Here is a 19616-nt window from a genome sequence, read left to right on the forward strand (position 1 = left end):
AGTTTTACACCTCGTGAAAACGATAACCTACACCATAAAGTGTTTCAATCATTGCAAAATCATCATCCACTTGTTTAAATTTTTTACGCAGACGCTTAATGTGACTATCAATGGTACGATCATCCACATAAACCTGATCACTATAGGCAGCATCCATTAAGGCGTCACGACTTTTTACAACGCCTGGTCTTTGTGCGAGGGTTTGCAGAATCAAAAATTCCGTAACAGTTAAAATAACAGGTTTATCTTTCCATGTACAGGTATGACGCTCTTGATCCATTACAAGATCTCCACGTTTAAGAGAAGAAGTAGAAGAAGTTCCTGTAGAAAGTGGTTGGTTACGTGCATTGGAACGGCGCAAAATAGCTTTCACACGCTCAATGAGAAGACGTTGGGAGAAAGGTTTTGTAATAAAATCATCAGCTCCCATTTTAAGACCAAATAATTCATCAATTTCATCATCTTTGGACGTCAGAAAAATAACGGGAAGATCAGATTTTTGACGTAAACGACGCAAGAGCTCCATCCCATCCATTCTGGGCATTTTAATATCAAAAATAGCTAAATGTGGGGGGTGAAGTGTGAGACCTTTGAGTGCAGATGCTCCATCTGTATAGCTTTCAACCCGATATCCTTCTGTCTCAAGCGCAAAAGATAGAGATGTCAAAATATTGCGATCATCATCAACAAGTACAATCGTTTGCGTGATTGTTGGTGTATCTTTCATGGTTTCTTAGACCTTTCTATTGCTGCGGTAGCAAATTACCCACACTTATTTATATGGGAGTTCACATTTTTTTTGCAAAACAAATATGATACAAATTGTAGCAAAGTAAAAAACCTTTTATCATTCCTGTAAAATCTTGTTTTGATTTCATAATTTATAATGTTTCTCCGTCGATTAAGATCCCTTCGTTTGAGAGAAAATTTGCATAAAGGCTTTTTTATTAAAATTTATTGCAAAGTTTATTCTTGTATTTGTCCCAAAATTGAACAGGTTTAGTTTTGATTGTTGAAGTTTAGAAAATCCGCCTATGTGTTTTAAGAGAAAAGACAATAATGTGGCAATATATGCACAAAAATTTGTTTCTGCTACACGAAAGGAGGTCATAATGGGATTTTTTAATTTCATTAAAACTGTAGGGGAAAAGTTAGGTATAGGAGACCATGAACCAAAAGAAAAAGACTTTAAGGCCGCATTTGATCATTTTCAACTTGATACAGAAAAAGTCAGTATTCAAGTTGAAGATGGTAAAGCTGTTTTAAGCGGTGAGGTTCCAGATAGGGAAACGCTTGAAAAAGCACTCCTGGTTGTTGGCAATTCACAAGGTATTTCTTCTGTGGATGTTGAGCAATTAAAGGTTATTGATACGACGCATAAAAAAACGTCTCGTTTTTATGAGGTTAAGTCTGGTGATAATCTTTGGAAAATTGCTGAAGAGGTTTATGGAAAAGGGCAAGGGAATAAGAACACATTTATTTTTGAAGCCAATAAACCAATGCTAAAATCTCCTGATAAAATTTATCCTGGACAAGTTTTACGTATTCCTGAAGTTGACCATATTTAATGCGTCAAAGAGGATAATTTTTTGCTTATTTTATGGCATTAAACTTTTAGGGCATTAAACAAAAATAAGAAGCGTAAAAAATTTCACGCTTCTTCATTTTATAAAATGTGTGTTTATAATAAAAAAGGCTTAGTGAACATGAGTGGAATGAGAGGGTGAGGTTGTTTTCATAGCGTTTACAGAGAAATCAACATCAATGGTTCCTGCATTTTCAAATGTTAATTTTGCACTAATTTTATCACCTATCTTGAAGGGTTGTGAAAGCCCCATAAACATAATATGATTACCACCTGGCTTAAGTGTGACTTCACCATTTCCCGGAATTTCAATACCGTTATGCATTTTTTCCATTTTCATAATATCATTGACAACAGCCATAGTGTGCATTTCTGTTGTTTTAACGCCGTTTGTGGAAATAGAAACTAAACGGTCTGGGGTATTACTGTGATTAATAATATAGAAATAACCGCTACTAACTTTTGCACCTTTAGGTGTTTCGCGTGCCCAAGGATTGAGAATTTCTATGTCACCAAGTTTATATTGCTGGGCACTTGCGGGTAGTGTTATACCAGCAAAGAGAAGAGCACATACGATATTTGCGACAACCTTTTTGTATGAATATTGTGCATGTATTGTATTTTTAAAGATGAGATTTTTTATTTTCTTGATAATAGATACCATCATTGATTTACCCTCCTTCATAAGATTCACACTTTGAATGTTTTTTCATTTTAGCAAATTTTTTATTTAAAATAAAAGCAAAGAATTTCTAAAATAAAAATCATAGAATTCTTGGATCTTAAAGGAAAAAATAAGATTTACAAAGATAAAACATCTCTCAACATTTCCGTGTTCATCTGACAACATTATTTGTAAATGGTAAAAATTTATGGTGCATCACTATTTTACTGAATAAAAATACAATACAGAAAGATCATACACTGGATCAACTCTCAATATGACGATAGCTCTTGGTACTTTAAAGCGTTTTGACAGAAGTATTTTTATATATTTTCAAATTCCAGAAGTATAAAATTAAGAAAAAGCTTGTTCGATGAATTTAAAGCGCAGCTTTTAAATAACAATGAATGATAAGGCTATTAGAAGAAGAATTTTTGAGAGGAGGCTGATAGATGATATCGTTATCGATATGAGCATATGGAAAAGCACCGTTTAATACTATGAAAGAGGCTCATAAAAAAGTAGTTATCATAAGTTATGACGGCTATTTCATTCTTAAGTGAAGGTTTATAATATTTTATTATATAAGTTATTCGCCCTTTTAAAAAGCTTTTATGTTGGGATTTCTTAATTAATGATGAGAGATTGAGAACGTGTGTGCAATTATTCTTTTTAATTTTTAAGAGAGATATGGTTGTTGGGAATTGCGAAAAAAATAGATTATGACTTCAAGTCTTTCATAAATATGGTATTTATAGGTTATTAGAGTGCCTATTTTAAAAGATTTTTTTTATTTTGGAGATGTTTCTCTCATTATTCTCTTGTAGCAGTAAAATCCTGTTCTTATATACGAGACAGCGAGGCTTGTTGCGACTTGCGGTTTATGATTATTTTATGTTGCTTGAAGCAATATACGGGCTTTAAGTGTTATGAGGAGCTATCTTAAAAAGATGCTTTATGAAGGTTGAGGTAGCTTGCTGAATGGAGATTATAATATGGCAAAAGTAATTGGTATTGATTTGGGGACGACGAACTCTTGTGTGGCTGTTATGGATGGCAAAAACGCAAAGGTTATCGAAAACTCAGAAGGAGCGCGAACAACACCTTCTGTTGTTGCTTTTACTGATGGAGGAGAGCGGCTTGTTGGACAGCCTGCTAAACGTCAGGCAGTCACAAATCCTGAAGGGACAGTTTTTGCAGTAAAACGTTTAATAGGGCGCCGTTTTGATGACCCTATGGTTGAAAAAGATAAGGCGCTTGTACCTTATAAAATTGTTAAAGGTGACAATGGCGATGCATGGGTTGAAGAAGCGGGTAAGAAATATTCTCCATCACAAATTTCAGCGATGATTTTGCAAAAGATGAAGGAAACAGCTGAATCTTATCTTGGTGAAAAAGTTGAGCAAGCCGTTATTACTGTTCCTGCTTATTTCAATGATGCACAACGTCAAGCGACTAAAGATGCGGGTAAAATTGCTGGACTTGAAGTTTTACGGATTATTAATGAGCCGACTGCTGCTGCCTTAGCTTATGGTTTGGACAAAAAGGACGGAAAAACAATTGCTGTTTACGATCTTGGTGGTGGTACATTTGATATTTCAGTCCTTGAAATTGGCGATGGCGTTTTTGAGGTTAAGTCAACCAATGGAGATACATTTTTAGGGGGTGAAGACTTTGACATGCGCTTGGTCGGTTATTTTGCTGATGAATTCAAAAAAGAGCAAGGAATTGATCTGAAAAATGATAAACTCGCTTTACAGCGCTTAAAAGAAGCGGCAGAAAAAGCAAAGATTGAGCTTTCGTCATCACAGCAAACAGAAATCAATTTACCATTTATCACGGCAGATCAATCAGGTCCCAAGCACTTAACGATGAAATTGACTCGGGCAAAATTTGAATCTCTGGTTGATGATTTAGTGCAGCGTACCATCGAGCCTTGTAAAGCTGCGTTGAAAGATGCTGGATTAAAGGCCGGTGAGATTGACGAAGTTGTTTTAGTGGGCGGTATGACACGTATGCCCAAGATTCAGCAAGTCGTGCAGAATTTCTTTGGCAAAGATCCGCACAAAGGTGTTAATCCCGATGAAGTTGTCGCAATGGGTGCTGCCATCCAAGGGGGCGTCTTACAAGGTGATGTCAAAGATGTGTTGCTGCTGGATGTAACACCTTTATCCTTGGGTATTGAAACTTTGGGTGGGGTTTTCACACGCCTTATTGAGCGCAATACCACGATCCCGACGAAAAAATCACAAGTTTTTTCGACAGCTGATGATAACCAGAGTGCTGTGACGATTCGCGTTTTCCAAGGTGAACGGGAAATGGCGAGTGATAATAAGTTATTGGCACAATTTGATCTTGTTGGTATTCCTCCAGCACCACGTGGTATACCTCAAATTGAAGTTACTTTTGATATCGATGCGAATGGTATTGTTAATGTTTCGGCCAAAGATAAGGGAACGGGTAAAGAGCATCAGATTCGTATTCAGGCATCAGGTGGTTTAAGTGATGCTGATATTGAAAAAATGGTAAAGGATGCAGAAGAGCACGCAGCTGAGGATAAAAAACGCCGTGAAGGTGTTGAAGCCAAAAATCAAGCGGAGGCTCTTATTCATTCAACGGAAAAGTCGCTCAATGAATATGGCGATAAAGTATCAGCTGAAGAAAAGGGACAGATTGAAACAGCAATCTCTGATTTGAAATCTGCGCTTGAAGGCAGTGATACCGAAGAAGTAACAACAAAGATGCAAAAATTAGCAGAAGTCAGTATGAAGCTTGGACAGGCTATGTATGAATCCTCACAAGCAGCGAGCGCTGACACTGAAACAGAGACAAAGAATGATGATGTTGTCGATGCTGATTTTGAAGAAGTTAATGATAAGAAGAAATAGTGTCAGCCTATGTGTTGATTAATTGATAAACCCGGCCTTTGAAAGATAAGGCTGGGCTTTATTATTTGAGATAAGTTGCAACTTTGTTGCTAAAAATATAGATTAAAAGCGATATTATCCATAAAGATGGATGACAGGAAAACTATCAGGAATACATGATGAAGGTTGATTATTATGAAATTCTTGGCGTGACTCGTGAATGTGATGATAAAAAGTTGAAATCTGCTTTTCGTAAGTTGGCAATGCAATATCATCCTGATCGCAACGCCGGGGATAAAGAGGCAGAGCGAAGATTCAAAGAAATTGGCGAAGCCTATGAAGTTCTGAAAGATCCTCAAAAGCGTGCTGCTTATGACCGATTTGGTCATGCGGCCTTTGAAAATAGCGGTGGTCAGGGGGGAGGAAATCCTTTTAGCGGTTTTGCTTCTGGTGGTGGATTTGCTGATATTTTTGAAGACTTTTTTGGTGAGATTATGGGAGGTGCGCACCGTAAGCGTGGTGATGGTCGCGAGCGTGGTGCAGATCTAAGTTATAATATGGAAGTGACCTTAGAAGAGGCATTTTCAGGAAAAACTGCGGAAATTAATATTCCTAGTTCGCTCACGTGTGATGTTTGTGAAGGTTCAGGAGCGAGAAAGGGCTCTAAGCCACAAGTTTGTGGAACATGTCATGGTTCTGGTCGTGTGCGTGCTGCACAAGGTTTCTTTTCTATTGAGCGAACATGTCCTACATGTCATGGACGTGGTGAAACGATTACGGATCCATGCCCTAAATGTCAGGGGACACGGCGCATAGAAAAAAAACGTTCATTGAGCGTGAATATTCCAGCTGGTATTGAAGATGGGACGCGTATTCGTCTTTCTGGTGAGGGCGATGCCGGTATTCGTGGTGGTCCCAATGGTGATCTTTATATTTTCCTTTCCGTTAAACCGCATGAATTTTTTCAGCGAGAAGGAGCGGATCTTCACTGTCGCGTTCCTATTTCAATGGTAACAGCGGCTTTAGGAGGAGAGTTTGAAGTTTCTGACCTTGATGGTGTTAAAGCACGTGTTAAGATCCCTGAAGGGACGCAAAATGGGCGTCAATTCCGCCTTAAAGGCAAAGGTATGCCCATGTTGCGCCGTCAGCAAGCAAGAGGTGACCTTTACATTCATATCACGATTGAGACACCGCAGAAACTTACGCAAGAACAACGTGAATTATTGCAAAAATTTGAAAAGCTCTCAAATCATGAAAATTCACCCCAATCACATGGTTTTTTTTCCCGTATGAAAGAATTTTTTGAAAATATTTCTGGTTAAAATATGTGAATGTTCTCAGAATAAATGAGAAAACACTTATGGATAAGTCTTGCTTTTGAGTGCTTATAATGTTTTAAAAAAGACTTATCCATAGAAGGATGCGTTGAATGACTGATAATATTTTTAGTGCTAACGGCATTTATTTTTTTTGTGCCGTAAAAGTGAAAGATTATCATTTCAGGCGGTGATACAAGCCATGTAAGCCTCTTGCACACATGAAGTGTTTTTAGAAGTGGGAGGTTATGAGGCTTATTCGTAGAGTTTTATGTGAATCAAAATCACGTGAGCGGTCATCAAGTGAGACCAGCCCAATAAGAATCCAGGTTATTTACAGACAAAATCTCTCAACGACCTTTTTTTTAAGGAAAGGTTTAAAATGTTATTTTTATCTTTCTTGTCTATGATCTTTTACTCAAAACTCCCTTTAAAAGCTCCATAATAAAAAATTTTAAAATAGCAAAATCTTATCAAGTAAGGTTAAAAAAAGCTGTTGAGCAATTTATCTTATTTCCAATAAGCTAACTTCTCATAATCGAGATTATATAGGTGCTATTTTCATACTCTTAACTTTAGATAAGATATAAATAAAGCAATTGAGCGATTTCCATGTCGGTAATATATTGATTTTATTATTATAAGAAAATTTTATTTTTATCTTACAAAATCAATGGTTGTATATATTCCTATTCATTGTTAAGTATCCACAAGGATAAACTAATAAGTTGAATGTACAGCGTAGCTTAAAAATTTTTCTTTTCAATTTTGTGCATAAGATCATAAAATACCAACATTTTTTGCGCTTCTTTTATTTAACTTTTCGCTGTTAATTTTTTAAGGACGTTTTTTCTTGTTTCATCTCATTATTACTTTTTCGTAATTTGAAGGAAAATTGACGATTTTCAGGGGGATGGATAGAGTAAAGTTTTGTTTTACTGTTTTCACTTTTCCTAAATTTCACTAAGAGATAGTCAAAAAGTGATGAGGAGGCTCTATTAATGGATGATGCTAAAAACAGTGCTGTCGATGTTTTGGAAAAACAAGCAGCATTTTTGTCGTCTGCTTTACCTTATATGCAAAAATACGAAAATGAGACGGTCGTGGTAAAATATGGCGGTCATGCTATGGGTGATCCTGCTTTGGGGCGAGCATTTGCACGTGATGTTGCTCTATTAAAGCAATCGGGGATTAATCCTGTTGTTGTTCATGGTGGAGGGCCTCAGATTGCTGAAATTTTAATGAAAATGGGGATTGAATCACGCTTTGAAAACGGCTTACGGGTAACCGATGAGCGGATCGTTGAAGTGGTTGAAATGGTTTTAGCGGGTTCCATCAATAAGGAAATTGTTGCTCTCATTAATGCTGAGGGTGAATGGGCAATAGGGCTGTGCGGTAAGGATGGCAATATGGTTTTTGCCGAAAAGGCTTATAGAACTGTCATTGATCCTGATTCGCATATTGAACGTGTTTTAGATTTGGGATTTGTTGGTGAGCCGATTGAAGTTGATCGTACATTACTGGATCTTTTAGCCTGTTCTGAAATGATACCAGTTCTTGCTCCTGTGGCTCCAGGTCGGGATGGTAAAACCTATAATATTAATGCTGATATTTTTGCTGGAGCTATTGCGGGTGCATTAGAGGCAAAACGTCTTTTATTCCTCACGGATGTTCCTGGTGTTCTGGATAAACAGGGCAAACTTTTAAAAGAATTGACAGTTTCTGAAGCTGAGAAACTTATCAAAAATGGAACAATTTCAGGGGGCATGATTCCAAAAGTAGAAACTTGTGTGAAAGCCCTTCAAAATGGTGTGGAAGGTGTTGTCATTTTAAATGGCAAAACCCCACATTCTGTTTTACTAGAGCTGTTTACCGAACAGGGAGTTGGAACGCTTATTGTTTCATAAATTGTACGGAAAATTGGAGGAGAAGGCCTTTCATGACGAATATAAAACAGTTTAAATATCCTTTATTAAGTAAACCAGAATTGGCAATATTTGTTGCAACAATATTGTGGGGGATTACGTTTTTAGTCATTCACATTGCGGTACGCTATAGCGGTCCTCTATTTTTTGTTGGATTTCGTTTTATTGTTGCATCCCTTATATGTGGAGCAATTTTTTGGCGCTCTATAAAAGGTATAACTGTTTATGAAGTTTTCGCTGGGATGGCGATAGGCTTATCCATGTTTTTTGGTTATGCTTTTCAAGCAGCGGGACTGCAAACGATTATTAGTAGTCAGTCGGCTTTTATCACAGCGCTTTATGTTCCGATGGTTCCAATCTTGCAATGGATTGTTTTTAAAAAACCTCCCCGTTTTGCCTGTTGGGTTGGTATTATTTTCGCTTTTATTGGGCTTGTCCTTGTTTCAGGACAAAAGCCGGGAAGTTTTGATTTTTCAAAAGGTGAAATTTTGACTTTGTTGGGCGCTTTAGCGATTGCTGGAGAAGTCATACTCATCGGAATTTTTGCCAACAAGGTTGATAGTCGGCGTGTGACCATTATTCAGTTATTCTTTAGTGGTTTTTTTTCATTTGCTTGTATGCCTTTGATGGGTGAAAGCATTCCTGAATTTTCGTGGGTATGGTTTAGTGTTGGTATGGGATTGGCATTAATGAGTGCTATTATTCAATTGGCTATGAATTGGGCACAAAAGTCTATTTCTCCTACGCGTGCAACACTCATTTATGCAGGTGAACCGGTATGGGCTGGTATCGTTGGGCGCTTGGCTGGAGAGCATTTATCTCCTTTAGCTTTATTGGGTGGTTTGCTTATTCTGATTGGGATCATTGTTGCTGAATTACAACCTTCACAATGGCGTAAAAAAAAATAAAGCAATTGAAAAAATTGGTGAGCGATTCACCTTTACTATGATGATTTTATTGCATGCGTTTTTTGCTTGCAGAGTGTTCATTTTTGAGGCTTTTTTAAAATTAAAGATGACGAAGAGGCTTTATAAGCTGTTCCTGCTTTTGTATGCCAAACTAGAGCAAGCGGCTTTATTTTTTCTGACTTCTGAAATGGGAAGATTACTTTCATGGGATTAAAATATGAAGGGATAAAGATAAAAACCAGCTCTCATCTTTATTGGTATTTTTAAATTTGGCTTTACAACTTTCAAAAAACATCCAAGATAATACCTATAATGGGGATTTTGCATTGGTGCCGTGTTATTTCTTTTGTTCTTTCATGGGGTTATACTTTTCAAGCAAAATAGAACACTCAAAGCGGTCTCCCATCATGTTGTCCATTGCCATGCTTTTTAAAAAGAAACTTTTCTCAATATATGTCATACTCATTGGTGGTCCGTGTGAAGTATATAAAAGCCACAGAGCATCATCATTTTACTTAACATAAAAGGTACCAGCATTTTTTATTAGTGCCCAATATTACATGATAGCCTTTGGCATTTGAAAGAGGATGAAGAATTTTGATTCACTTTTGAAACGATTTTATTGACACACTAGCCCTGTTCGTAAGGGAGAAGAGAAAAAATTTGATTGTTTCATCCATGAAAAGATTTAATAAAATGAAAGAGGCTCGCGATATTCAGAGATTTCATTTAAATTGTAAAACCATAAAAGATCATTATAAATCAAAGCATTATCTAGTCAATTGCAGAGGATTTGATGTTTTTTATCTTTTATGGAAGAAGAAAGGAGTTGTATAAAAAGTACATAAAAACTCTACGCGATAAAGCCTATTTCTAAAGTTTTAAACGTTGAGAAGAAAATTATCCCTCCTGATATGCATTTATTTTATATAAAATTGCTAGAAAAGCAGATTATTGCGTGAAAATAAAAAAGCATTTTTTGCGAATTTTGTCAGAAGTTTAAGTGATATACGCGCCTCACATATATCCATACAATACATTGTATTTATAATGATAATTGTAGTATTATTCGCATTGGATGAGAACCCTAAAAATTGTAAAATTTTCTCATTTCAAATCTTTTTCACGTTAAATCAATCTAGGTTATTTGTTTTACACGTCACAAGCGGGCAGTGTATGTGAATAAAAACTATACAGGAAAGGCATGCTTCTTATAAACCCTTGTCAGGTGTTAAAATTATAGCAACATTGGAGGTTGGCAAGGTGTGTGGTGGAACACATACCGGCTTAACCAGCCGATGAGTGATCAAACAAGATGCAAAAAGATTATTTTCGTTCCTTTAGTATTTAATTTATTAAATAAAAGCCTTATTTTTTTAGGTGATGAGAGATTGTGTTTTGAGAAGCTCTTTTGGTTAATATTTTTTGAAAGGTCCTCGATAAAACATAATTGGTCTTTGCGTTTTATATTATTCTTTGCTAAATCGCCTTATATGACAATAGATCGTAATTATATTCGTAATTTTTCCATCGTGGCGCATATTGATCACGGCAAGTCCACTTTAGCGGATCGTTTGATTCAAATGACAGGAGGGCTTGACACACGTGAGATGAAGGAACAAGTGCTCGATTCCATGGATATTGAGCGTGAGCGTGGGATTACGATTAAAGCACAAACAGTCCGTTTACACTATAAAGCAAAGAGTGGTGAGACCTATATTTTAAATCTTATGGATACACCTGGTCATGTGGATTTTGCTTATGAGGTTTCGCGGTCATTGGCAGCTTGTGAAGGTTCTTTATTGGTGGTAGATGCAAGCCAAGGTGTGGAGGCACAAACGTTGGCAAATGTTTATCAAGCCATTGATAATTCCCATGAATTGGTTGTTGTGCTCAATAAAATTGATCTTCCAGCAGCAGAATCTGAACGTGTTAAAGAACAGATTGAAGATGTAATAGGCATTGATACATCTGAGGCCATAGAAATATCAGCAAAAACAGGTTTGGGGATTCCTAATGTTTTGGAGGCAATCGTTACACAATTGCCACCTCCACGTATAGGCGATGTTACAAATCCCTTGAAAGCAATGTTGGTTGATAGCTGGTATGATGCATATCTTGGTGTCATTGTTTTGGTACGGATAATAGATGGTATTTTAAAAAAAGGCCAAACCATTCGTATGATGGGGACAGGGGCAAAATATCCTGTTGAACGCGTTGGGGTGTTTACACCTAAAATGGTGCAGGTTGATGAATTAGGACCAGGTGAGATTGGTTTTATCACTGCTTCTATCAAAGAGGTTGCCGATACACGGGTTGGGGATACGATTACTGAAGAGCGTCGTCCTTGTGAAAATGCTTTGCCTGGTTTTAAGCCTGCGCAACCGGTTGTCTTTTGTGGACTTTTTCCAATTGATGCTGCCGATTTTGATGATTTGCGTGCAGCCATGGGTAAATTACGCTTAAATGATGCGAGTTTCTCCTTTGAAATGGAAACATCAGCAGCTTTGGGATTTGGTTTTCGGTGTGGTTTTCTAGGGCTGCTTCATCTTGAAATTATTCAAGAGCGGTTAGAGCGTGAGTTTAATTTAGATTTAATTGCAACGGCACCTTCGGTTGTTTATCGCATGAATATGAATGATGGTTCTGTTAAAGAATTGCACAATCCAGCAGATATGCCTGACATGGTTAGAATTTCTTCTATCGAAGAACCATGGATTCGTGCAACAATCATGACTCCTGATAATTATCTTGGATCGATTTTAGAATTATGCCAAGAGCGGCGGGGAATACAGGTTGGTTTATCCTATGTTGGAACGCGGGCTATGGTGACGTATGATTTACCTCTGAATGAAGTCGTTTTTGATTTTTATGATCGCTTAAAATCAATCTCAAAGGGCTATGCTTCTTTTGATTATCAGATGACGGATTATGCAGAGGGGGATTTAGTTAAAATGTCTATTTTGGTAAATGGAGAGCCTATTGATGCCTTGTCGATGCTTGTGCACCGTACGATTGCAGAAAAGCGGGGGCGTTCCATGTGCGAAAAACTGAAAGATCTTATTCCCCAGCATATGTTTCAGATTCCGATTCAAGCGGCTATTGGTGGTAAAATTATAGCGCGCGAAACGATTCGTGCTTTGCGTAAAGATGTAACAGCAAAATGTTACGGGGGCGATATAACACGTAAACGCAAACTTTTGGAAAAGCAAAAAGAAGGTAAAAAACGGATGCGCCAATTTGGAAAGGTAGAAATTCCTCAGTCGGCTTTTATTCAAGCGCTTAAAATGAATAAATAATGAAAAGAGAGTATTTTCCTTCATTAATTGTGTTTTGCCTTTGTCGGTTGATTCCATTGTTCGAGAGTGCTTTTTAATTAATATAAATTACGCAGTATTCACACTTTTGGGTATAGTGTTTTCGTTGTGTCGCATTGCTCACGTAAACGTAAAACAGAATGCTTTAAACAAAATATATTTGTGTTGCATATTAGCGTGTTTATTTTAAAGAAAGTCTCTCAATACACCAGACCTCATTTCACTAATGGTATTTGTAAAAAGTATAACGGTAAAGCTTTCGTGAATGACATAAAACTTATTTGGCACGACCATCTTTACATGTCATAAAAACGCATGGTGCTATCATCACACTCTTTGCGCGTTAAAAATGTTATGATATCTCTTAGTGATTAAGAAAATTCATTAAAGACATTTTTACTCTTTTTAAAAGCGTGTCTTACTCATACACTGACTGTGTTTGTGATGCGCAAGGAAATGAGAGCGATTGATTCAATATGAGAGGATTTAAAAGGATACAATCCCTGTATTTTGGGGTGTTATTCAAGTTGAAAAACAATGAATGATCATTATAAATTAACATTGTGTCTCATCACGTAAAAGCTCATTAATGGATGTTTTCTCTCGTGTTTTTTGATCAACGCGTTTTACAATAACAGCACAATAAAGGTTTGGGCCTGCTTCACCATTAGGGAGTGGTTTTCCAGGAAGAGACCCCGGTACAACAACTGAATAGGCCGGTACTTCACCAATAAAAATTTCTCCTGTTGTACGATCAATAATCTTGGTGGATTTTCCAATAAAAACGCCCATTCCCAAAACAGCGCCTTCACGAATAATACATCCTTCGACAACTTCAGAGCGTGCACCAATAAAGCAATGATCTTCAATGACGGTTGGATTTGCTTGCAGTGGTTCTAAAACACCTCCAATACCAACGCCACCGGAAAGATGAACATATTTACCAATTTGTGCGCAAGAACCAACGGTTGTCCATGTATCAACCATTGTACCCTCATCGACAAAAGCGCCAAGATTGATAAAGGATGGCATGAGTATGACGTTTGGTGCAACATAGGCAGAATGGCGTACAATCGCTCCAGGAACAGAACGAAACCCAGCTTTTTGAAAATCATCTTCTTTCCAACCAGAAAATTTTGAGGGAACTTTATCCCACCAATGTGTTCCATTGATTCCACCAGTAATAATTTGCATTGGGTTTAACCGAAAAGAGAGCAAAACAGCTTTTTTCAACCATTGATGCACATGCCATTGTCCATTTTTTTGCCGTTCTGCAACACGGATTTCACCTTTATCAAGAAGGCTCAATATGTGTTCGACACTCTCACGAATTTCACCTTTTGTGGTAATATTGATAGAATCGCGATCATCAAATGCTTTTTCGATAATGATTTCAAGTTGTGTGAGATGGGTCATGACGAAAGTTCCGTTAAACAAGTTGAAAGCTTCAAGATTTATTCTCTATGACCTACGCGAAGAAATGTTTTCAGTCAATAAAACGATGAGAAAGTAGGACATGCGCATGAAAAAAGGCTGTAAAGAAAAAATAAAAAAAGAACAAGAAAATTGGACACCACTTCTTCACACGAGAGAAGCTCTCCAACAGATCCACAAAGTTTCTAATTCAGCACAAATGCGTTCTCCGACTTATCGTTTAGCCTATATTGATCAAGATTTTATGATGCGTCCAGAGCTACGCTCACAACGTATTGGTCTTGAATTTTTAAAGCCAGAAATAACCCTTAAAGAATATAATATTCAATCAACAGTTGTTTTGTTTGGTGGTGCGCGTATTCCTGAACCCGGGCAAGCAGCATGGGCTGCAAAAAATGAAACACAAAAGAAAAACTTGCATGCTATGTCGCATTATTACGATGAAGCAAGAGAATTTGCACGTTTGTGTTCCCTCTATTCGGCGAAAACAGAATACCGTGAATTTGTGGTTATCACAGGGGGTGGACCAGGGATCATGGAAGCAGGAAATCGTGGCGCTTGTGATGTTGGTGCCCCAACGGTTGGTTTGAATATTATTTTACCACATGAGCAAGAGCCTAATTCATATGTATCTCCGCATTTGTGTTTCAATTTTCACTATTTGGGGATGCGAAAAATGCATTTTTTAGTACGTGCAAAAGCATTAGCTATTTTTCCTGGAGGATTTGGGACTTTGGATGAGTTGTTTGAAACGTTAACCTTAATACAAACAGGACGTATGAAACAGGTACCAATTTTATTGTTTGGCAAAGAATTTTGGAGCAATACGATCAACTTTGAATATTTAGCTTCGCAAGGTACAATTTCTCCTGCGGATATTAATTTGGTGAAATTTGTCAATACAGCAGCAGAAGCTTTCAAAGAAATTCGTTCTTTTTACAAACTTCCTTAATTGCTCTTTAAGAAGAAACTTTGCAGGATAATTAATATTCTACTTTTGTTAAATAAAGTCCTGAAGGGGGAGCAACAACACCACAACGTTTACGGTCTTTAGCATGAAGAGCTGCTTCAAGATCTTGAGCTGTCCAACGTCCAATCCCCACTTCCATGAGGCTTCCTGCGAATGAACGGATTTGATGATGAAGAAAAGAGCGGGCTCGCGCATAAAGGAAGATTTCTTCACCTTCTCTTTGAACATCGAGGCGTTCAAGGGTCCGAATAGGGTTTTTGGCTTGGCAATGTGCTGAACGGAAAGTTGTAAAATCATGTTGTCCTACAAGCTTTTGAGCGGCTTCATGCATAGCTTCAGCATCAAGAGGCTTTGGCAACCACCACACACGTTTGGTATTTAAGGCTGGTGGAGAGCGACGATTGAGAATTTTAAAAAGATAATGACGTTTGATAGCGGAAAATCGTGCATCAAAGTTATCAGGGACATTTTCTACATTTAAGATTGAAATTGCTTCTCCCTGTTGGCGTAAAAGAGCATTGAGCGCATCCCGTACAGTATATGGAGGCCAGTTTTTTATGAAATCAACATGGGCAACTTGTCCCGTAGCATGCACCCCAGCATCCGTTCGACCCGCTGTTGTAATAGTTAATTGTTGTCCACTAAAGCGAAAAATCACCTGTTCAAGAGCTCCTTGTATTGTGTGAAGCTCTGCTTGACGCTGCCAGCCAGCATAATTTGATCCATCATATTCAAGAGTAAGTTTAAAACGTGGCATATCAAAAAACAGCAGAAATATGAGCACCTCGCAAAAAGGTTGCACTCTCAAGGACTTTACCGCCAGATCTTTGCAGGTGGGTTATTTCAAGGCGCCCTTGCCCACAATGGACAATCAAAGAATTTGGTTCTATCCGCCCAATTTCAAGAGAAGGACCAGTTATTAAACGACTTCCAAGAATTTTTACGCGTTCTTCTTGTCCCACGATATTCATGTTACACCAGCAACCAGGAAAGGGAGAGAGTGCACGGATATATCGATGAATAAATTCAGCAGATTTTGTCCAATCAATGCGGGTTTCTTCCTTTTTGATTTTGGCAGCATAGGTGATGCCTTCTTCTGATTGGGGGGTCAGTTTGAGTTGTCCTTTTTCTAAAGTTGATAGAGCTTCTATCATAAGTTCTGCGCCGATATATGAAAGCTTATTTGAAAGATCAGCAGTAGTGGTGCTATCAGTAATAGGGATGGAGCGTGAGAGGGCAATAGGCCCTGTATCAAGCCCTTCATCCATTTTCATAATCATCATCCCGGTTTTCTTATCCCCAGCCATAATAGCACGCTGAATAGGTGCAGCACCACGCCAGCGTGGTAAAAGCGAAGCATGGGCATTAAAACATCCAAAACGCGGTGTTTCAAGAATAGCTTTTGGTAAGAGGAGTCCATAGGCAACTACTACAGCAGCATCAACACAAAGTGCTGCAAATTGGGCTTGCTGTTCGGCTGTTTTGAGTGTTTGAGGTGTGAATACGGGAATAGATTTTTCTTCTGCTGCATTTTGCACAGGCGAGGGAATAAGTTTAAGACCACGACGTCCTGCTGGGCGAGGAGGTTGACTATAAACGGCAACAACATCATGACCAGCATCCAATAAAGCATGCAAAACGGGAACAGAAAAACTGGGTGTTCCCATAAAACTCAACCGTAATGCCATTACAAAATCGCTTCCTGAGTATTTTTTTCTTTTGCACGTTTTTTAAATTTTCGTATCACCATATCACGTTTGATTTTTGAGATATAATCAATAAAAAGACGCCCATCTAAATGATCCATTTCATGCTGTAAGCAAGTTGCCAAGAGATCATCTGCTTCAATTTCTGTTCGTTTTCCTTCACGGTTCTGATAGCGAACGCGCAAACGTTTAGGGCGTTCAACTTCTGCAAAATAGTCAGGTATAGAAAGACAACCTTCTTTATAAATATTGCGCTCATCTGAAAGCCATAAAATCTCAGGGTTGATAATAACAAGTGGTTTTTTCTGCGCATCTTCAGCATTTCCAGAGATATCTATAACCAACATACGTAGTGGTATACCAATTTGAATAGCAGCAAGACCAATGCCTTTAGCGCGATACATGGTCTCCAACATATCATCTGCAAGCTTTTGGAGAGCGGTATCAACCTGCTCAACAGGTTTGGATATTTTCCGTAAAATCGGATTTGGTAAAGTAACTAAAGATCTCATTGGCATGAAGAAAAGATTAATCAATGGTTTGTTATTGGTCAATATTGAATAACAGATTCTTGCGCTTTTTTACGATAAGGGCTTTATATTACTGTTTATGTTTGATTCGTTTTTTTCTATACTCGCTGGTGAGTTTTTTTCTAAACTAATGCTTTTGCTTTTATTTATACTTGTCTGTTTGGCATTTTTTATGCTGATGCATTCTCATCGAAAAAAGGCACTTTTGGAAAATGAAATTGCCAAGCGTGCTCGTGAGGCACAAGAGCAGATGGCTACATTGCTGAAAACACAAGCTGAAATGCAAGGGCGCATGCAGACGATGGCTGAAATCTTTGGTCAAAGACAGGCTGAGTTGAATAAGTCACTCAGTGAACAACTCAATGGCATGACAGCCAATATCGGTCAAACACTTCAGGTACAGACAAAATCAACGTATGAGAATTTGAATCGTTTGCAAGAGCGTTTAGCAGTCATTGATGCAGCACAAAATAATATTCAATCGCTTACGGGACAAGTTGTGCAACTGCAATCTATTTTAAGCAATAAGCAGACACGTGGTACCTTTGGTCAGGGGCGGATGGAAGCAATTATTGCTGATGCCTTACCAGCAAATGCCTATGCTTTTCAGGCAATTCTTTCCAATGGAAAGCGCCCAGATTGTCTCATTCACATGCCAAATAAAGCACCTTCTCTTGTTGTTGATGCTAAATTTCCTCTAGAAGCTTGGAATAGCATGCGTAAAGCAACAACAGCTCAAGAACGTCAAGAGGCAGAACGCCAATTTCGCACCAATATGGAAGTTCATATCCATGATATTGCGCAAAAATATTTAATTCCTGGAGAAACCCATGACACGGCTTTTCTTTTTGTACCATCGGAATCGATTTTTGCAACAATTTATGAGGACTTTGAGCCATTGGTACAAAAAGCCAATAGAGCCCATGTGATCATTGTTTCACCGTCTTTGTTGATGCTCTCTGTCCAAGTTGTACAAACCATTATGAAAGATGCGCGGATGCGTGAACAAGCGCATTTAATTCAATCAGAAGTGGCAAAATTGATGGAAGATTTTGGACGAATGGATACGCGTGTTCGCGCACTACAGAAGCATTTTCACAAAGCAAGTGACGATATAGAGGGAATTTTAATATCATCCTCCAAAATTATGAAACGGGCAAATCGCATTGAAACTGTCGAATTAAAAGAAAATTATTCTGAACCAGCACAAATGACAACATCGGCTCAGTCGCAAACATTGCGTTTGGTTGATGAGGAATAAAGTAAAGCAAGCTTCTCAACGATAACAAGTTAAGATCATGTTCTTTATTGATTGGTAATAATTTTTTAGTATCTCTATCTTGTTTTATTTCTTAAACGAGAGGAATAGGGAATATGCGACACCTTTTGTTTTTAGGGGCACTGGTGTTTCTGCTAGGGGGGTGCGCAACAACCACTCCCATCCACACAAACAATGTTTGCGCTATTTTAGCACAAAAAAATGGTTTTTTTGATAATTGGGGTAGGGCGTCTCAAAGAGCAGAAATGCGCTATGGAATTCCTATGTCGATTATTCTTGCAACCATTAATATGGAATCGAGCTTTCGTCATAATGCACGTCCTCCACGCAAAAAACTCCTTGGTTTTATTCCATGGAAGCGTCGGTCGACAGCTTATGGTTATTCTCAAGCACTTGACAGTACATGGGCAATGTATCTTCGCTCTACAGGAAAGTCTTTTGCATGGCGTACCAATTTTGCAGATGCTGCTGATTTTGTTGCTTGGTATCATCGCCAAACTGTTCAACGCAATGGAGTGAGGTTTGATGATGCCTATAATCTTTATTTAAATTATCATATGGGGCATGGTGCTTATGCGCGTAGTGGTGGATATGTCAGTGCTTCGCTTTCACAGGCAGCACAGCGCATGGCAAGGATATCGAGACTTTATGAACAGCAATTAAAGAGATGTGGATGGCGTTAGGGAGAATTCTGAAAACTTCAATTAGGGAATTGATGGGATAAAATTATTCGAGAACAAAGTTTCTTATGACGTGATAAGACAATGTCGTTTTTCCGATTATCGAATGAAATAAATTGTTATTTTTTTAAAATAAACTCAAGCAATAGAAAGCTTTAGCACTACACAATATATTTGAAGATACGCTTGATATTTTTGTTCCCCTTTGTTTGAAAAATTTACAATGGACACAATCTTCCATTTGGCGCTAGCTTTTGAATCTGGGCAAAATACTAGAGATTATTGAAGAAAAGTTTTTAAAGGGAATATTTTCATTATGCGCTATTAGCTGATTATGACATGAATATTTATTTGTTAAGCGTATAAAATGGCAATTAAAATAAATGCAATTCGAGCATCATAAAAAGGGTAAAACATTCAATATAAAAAACGAGA

Annotated in this window: 15 protein-coding genes; 9 read left to right on the forward strand and 6 right to left on the reverse strand. The window is 37.9% G+C overall.

Annotation, left to right across the window (positions count from 1 at the left end; all coding sequences use genetic code 11):
- Positions 1-4 precede the first annotated feature (4 nt).
- Positions 5-727 (reverse strand): response regulator transcription factor, encoded by a 723-nt coding sequence (locus D1093_RS01635; protein ID WP_005774392.1) that lies wholly within the window; start codon positions 725-727, stop codon positions 5-7.
- 385 nt (positions 728-1112) lie between these two features.
- Here D1093_RS01635 and lysM point away from each other — a divergent pair, with 385 nt between their 5' ends.
- The gene (gene lysM / locus D1093_RS01640) at positions 1113-1568 is read left to right on the forward strand and encodes a peptidoglycan-binding protein LysM (protein WP_005774393.1); all 456 of its coding nucleotides are present in this window, start codon (positions 1113-1115) and stop codon (positions 1566-1568) included.
- Between the two features lie 129 nt (positions 1569-1697).
- On the opposite strand, the gene D1093_RS01645 is transcribed toward lysM, so the two are convergent.
- A complete protein-coding gene (locus D1093_RS01645) occupies positions 1698-2252 on the reverse strand; it encodes a copper chaperone PCu(A)C (protein ID WP_120100245.1) in 555 nt (184 codons plus the stop codon).
- A gap of 992 nt (positions 2253-3244) precedes the next feature.
- Here D1093_RS01645 and dnaK point away from each other — a divergent pair.
- The 5 genes from dnaK to lepA all read left to right on the forward strand — a co-directional run bounded on the left by dnaK (position 3245) and on the right by lepA (position 12564).
- Entirely contained in the window at positions 3245-5137 is a 1893-nt protein-coding gene (gene dnaK / locus D1093_RS01650) for a molecular chaperone DnaK (RefSeq protein WP_120100247.1), read from the forward strand.
- 158 nt (positions 5138-5295) lie between these two features.
- On the forward strand, positions 5296-6438 hold the full coding sequence (dnaJ, locus tag D1093_RS01655; protein WP_120100248.1) for a molecular chaperone DnaJ: 1143 nt from the start codon (positions 5296-5298) through the stop codon (positions 6436-6438).
- Between the two features lie 995 nt (positions 6439-7433).
- Positions 7434-8339, forward strand: coding sequence for an acetylglutamate kinase (argB, locus tag D1093_RS01660; RefSeq protein WP_120100250.1), 906 nt, complete (start codon positions 7434-7436; stop codon positions 8337-8339).
- A 32-nt stretch (positions 8340-8371) separates the two neighbouring features.
- Positions 8372-9265, forward strand: coding sequence for a DMT family transporter (locus D1093_RS01665; protein WP_120100252.1), 894 nt, complete (start codon positions 8372-8374; stop codon positions 9263-9265).
- Positions 9266-10758: 1493 nt separating this feature from the next.
- On the forward strand, positions 10759-12564 hold the full coding sequence (gene lepA / locus D1093_RS01670) for a translation elongation factor 4 (protein WP_120102278.1): 1806 nt from the start codon (positions 10759-10761) through the stop codon (positions 12562-12564).
- A gap of 573 nt (positions 12565-13137) precedes the next feature.
- Here lepA and dapD read toward each other — a convergent pair.
- Positions 13138-13998 (reverse strand): 2,3,4,5-tetrahydropyridine-2,6-dicarboxylate N-succinyltransferase, encoded by an 861-nt coding sequence (dapD, locus tag D1093_RS01675; protein ID WP_120100254.1) that lies wholly within the window; start codon positions 13996-13998, stop codon positions 13138-13140.
- Positions 13999-14104: 106 nt separating this feature from the next.
- On the opposite strand from dapD, the gene D1093_RS01680 reads away from it, so the two are divergent.
- Positions 14105-14968: an LOG family protein gene (locus D1093_RS01680; RefSeq protein WP_120100256.1), complete on the forward strand. Its 864-nt coding sequence runs from the start codon at positions 14105-14107 to the stop codon at positions 14966-14968.
- 31 nt (positions 14969-14999) lie between these two features.
- Here D1093_RS01680 and truA read toward each other — a convergent pair whose 3' ends face one another.
- From truA to def, 3 genes are read right to left on the reverse strand one after another with little or no spacing between them, the layout of a single operon-like run.
- The gene (truA, locus tag D1093_RS01685; protein ID WP_120100258.1) at positions 15000-15743 is read right to left on the reverse strand and encodes a tRNA pseudouridine(38-40) synthase TruA; all 744 of its coding nucleotides are present in this window, start codon (positions 15741-15743) and stop codon (positions 15000-15002) included.
- A gap of 1 nt (position 15744) precedes the next feature.
- Positions 15745-16674, reverse strand: a complete 930-nt coding sequence (fmt, locus tag D1093_RS01690) for a methionyl-tRNA formyltransferase (RefSeq protein ID WP_120100260.1) — start codon at positions 16672-16674, stop codon at positions 15745-15747.
- Positions 16674-17210 (reverse strand): peptide deformylase, encoded by a 537-nt coding sequence (gene def, locus D1093_RS01695; protein WP_120102280.1) that lies wholly within the window; start codon positions 17208-17210, stop codon positions 16674-16676. The genes fmt and def overlap by 1 nt, the downstream gene beginning before the upstream one ends.
- Positions 17211-17301: 91 nt before the next feature.
- On the opposite strand from def, the gene D1093_RS01700 reads away from it, so the two are divergent.
- Both D1093_RS01700 and D1093_RS01705 read left to right on the forward strand, forming a co-directional pair.
- Positions 17302-18483 carry a DNA recombination protein RmuC gene (locus D1093_RS01700; RefSeq protein ID WP_120100262.1) on the forward strand — a complete coding sequence of 394 codons (1182 nt, stop codon included), beginning with the start codon at positions 17302-17304 and terminating at the stop codon, positions 18481-18483.
- Between the two features lie 113 nt (positions 18484-18596).
- A complete protein-coding gene (locus D1093_RS01705) occupies positions 18597-19184 on the forward strand; it encodes a transglycosylase SLT domain-containing protein (RefSeq protein WP_120100263.1) in 588 nt (195 codons plus the stop codon).
- The last annotated feature ends 432 nt before the right edge of the window (positions 19185-19616 follow it).

Origin of the sequence: Bartonella kosoyi (assembly GCF_003606325.2) — a bacterium.
Lineage (GTDB): Bacteria > Pseudomonadota > Alphaproteobacteria > Rhizobiales > Rhizobiaceae > Bartonella > Bartonella kosoyi.

What these genes read in the sequence shown, in the direction of transcription:
- D1093_RS01635 (WP_005774392.1), bottom strand. Translation starts at nt 727, where the DNA reads ATGAAAGATACACCAACAATCACGCAAACGATTGTACTTGTTGATGAT.
- lysM (WP_005774393.1), top strand. Translation starts at nt 1,113, where the DNA reads ATGGGATTTTTTAATTTCATTAAAACTGTAGGGGAAAAGTTAGGTATA.
- D1093_RS01645 (WP_120100245.1), bottom strand. Translation starts at nt 2,252, where the DNA reads ATGATGGTATCTATTATCAAGAAAATAAAAAATCTCATCTTTAAAAAT.
- dnaK (WP_120100247.1), top strand. Translation starts at nt 3,245, where the DNA reads ATGGCAAAAGTAATTGGTATTGATTTGGGGACGACGAACTCTTGTGTG.
- dnaJ (WP_120100248.1), top strand. Translation starts at nt 5,296, where the DNA reads ATGAAGGTTGATTATTATGAAATTCTTGGCGTGACTCGTGAATGTGAT.
- argB (WP_120100250.1), top strand. Translation starts at nt 7,434, where the DNA reads ATGGATGATGCTAAAAACAGTGCTGTCGATGTTTTGGAAAAACAAGCA.
- D1093_RS01665 (WP_120100252.1), top strand. Translation starts at nt 8,372, where the DNA reads ATGACGAATATAAAACAGTTTAAATATCCTTTATTAAGTAAACCAGAA.
- lepA (WP_120102278.1), top strand. Translation starts at nt 10,759, where the DNA reads ATGACAATAGATCGTAATTATATTCGTAATTTTTCCATCGTGGCGCAT.
- dapD (WP_120100254.1), bottom strand. Translation starts at nt 13,998, where the DNA reads ATGACCCATCTCACACAACTTGAAATCATTATCGAAAAAGCATTTGAT.
- D1093_RS01680 (WP_120100256.1), top strand. Translation starts at nt 14,105, where the DNA reads ATGAAAAAAGGCTGTAAAGAAAAAATAAAAAAAGAACAAGAAAATTGG.
- truA (WP_120100258.1), bottom strand. Translation starts at nt 15,743, where the DNA reads ATGCCACGTTTTAAACTTACTCTTGAATATGATGGATCAAATTATGCT.
- fmt (WP_120100260.1), bottom strand. Translation starts at nt 16,674, where the DNA reads ATGGCATTACGGTTGAGTTTTATGGGAACACCCAGTTTTTCTGTTCCC.
- def (WP_120102280.1), bottom strand. Translation starts at nt 17,210, where the DNA reads ATGCCAATGAGATCTTTAGTTACTTTACCAAATCCGATTTTACGGAAA.
- D1093_RS01700 (WP_120100262.1), top strand. Translation starts at nt 17,302, where the DNA reads ATGTTTGATTCGTTTTTTTCTATACTCGCTGGTGAGTTTTTTTCTAAA.
- D1093_RS01705 (WP_120100263.1), top strand. Translation starts at nt 18,597, where the DNA reads ATGCGACACCTTTTGTTTTTAGGGGCACTGGTGTTTCTGCTAGGGGGG.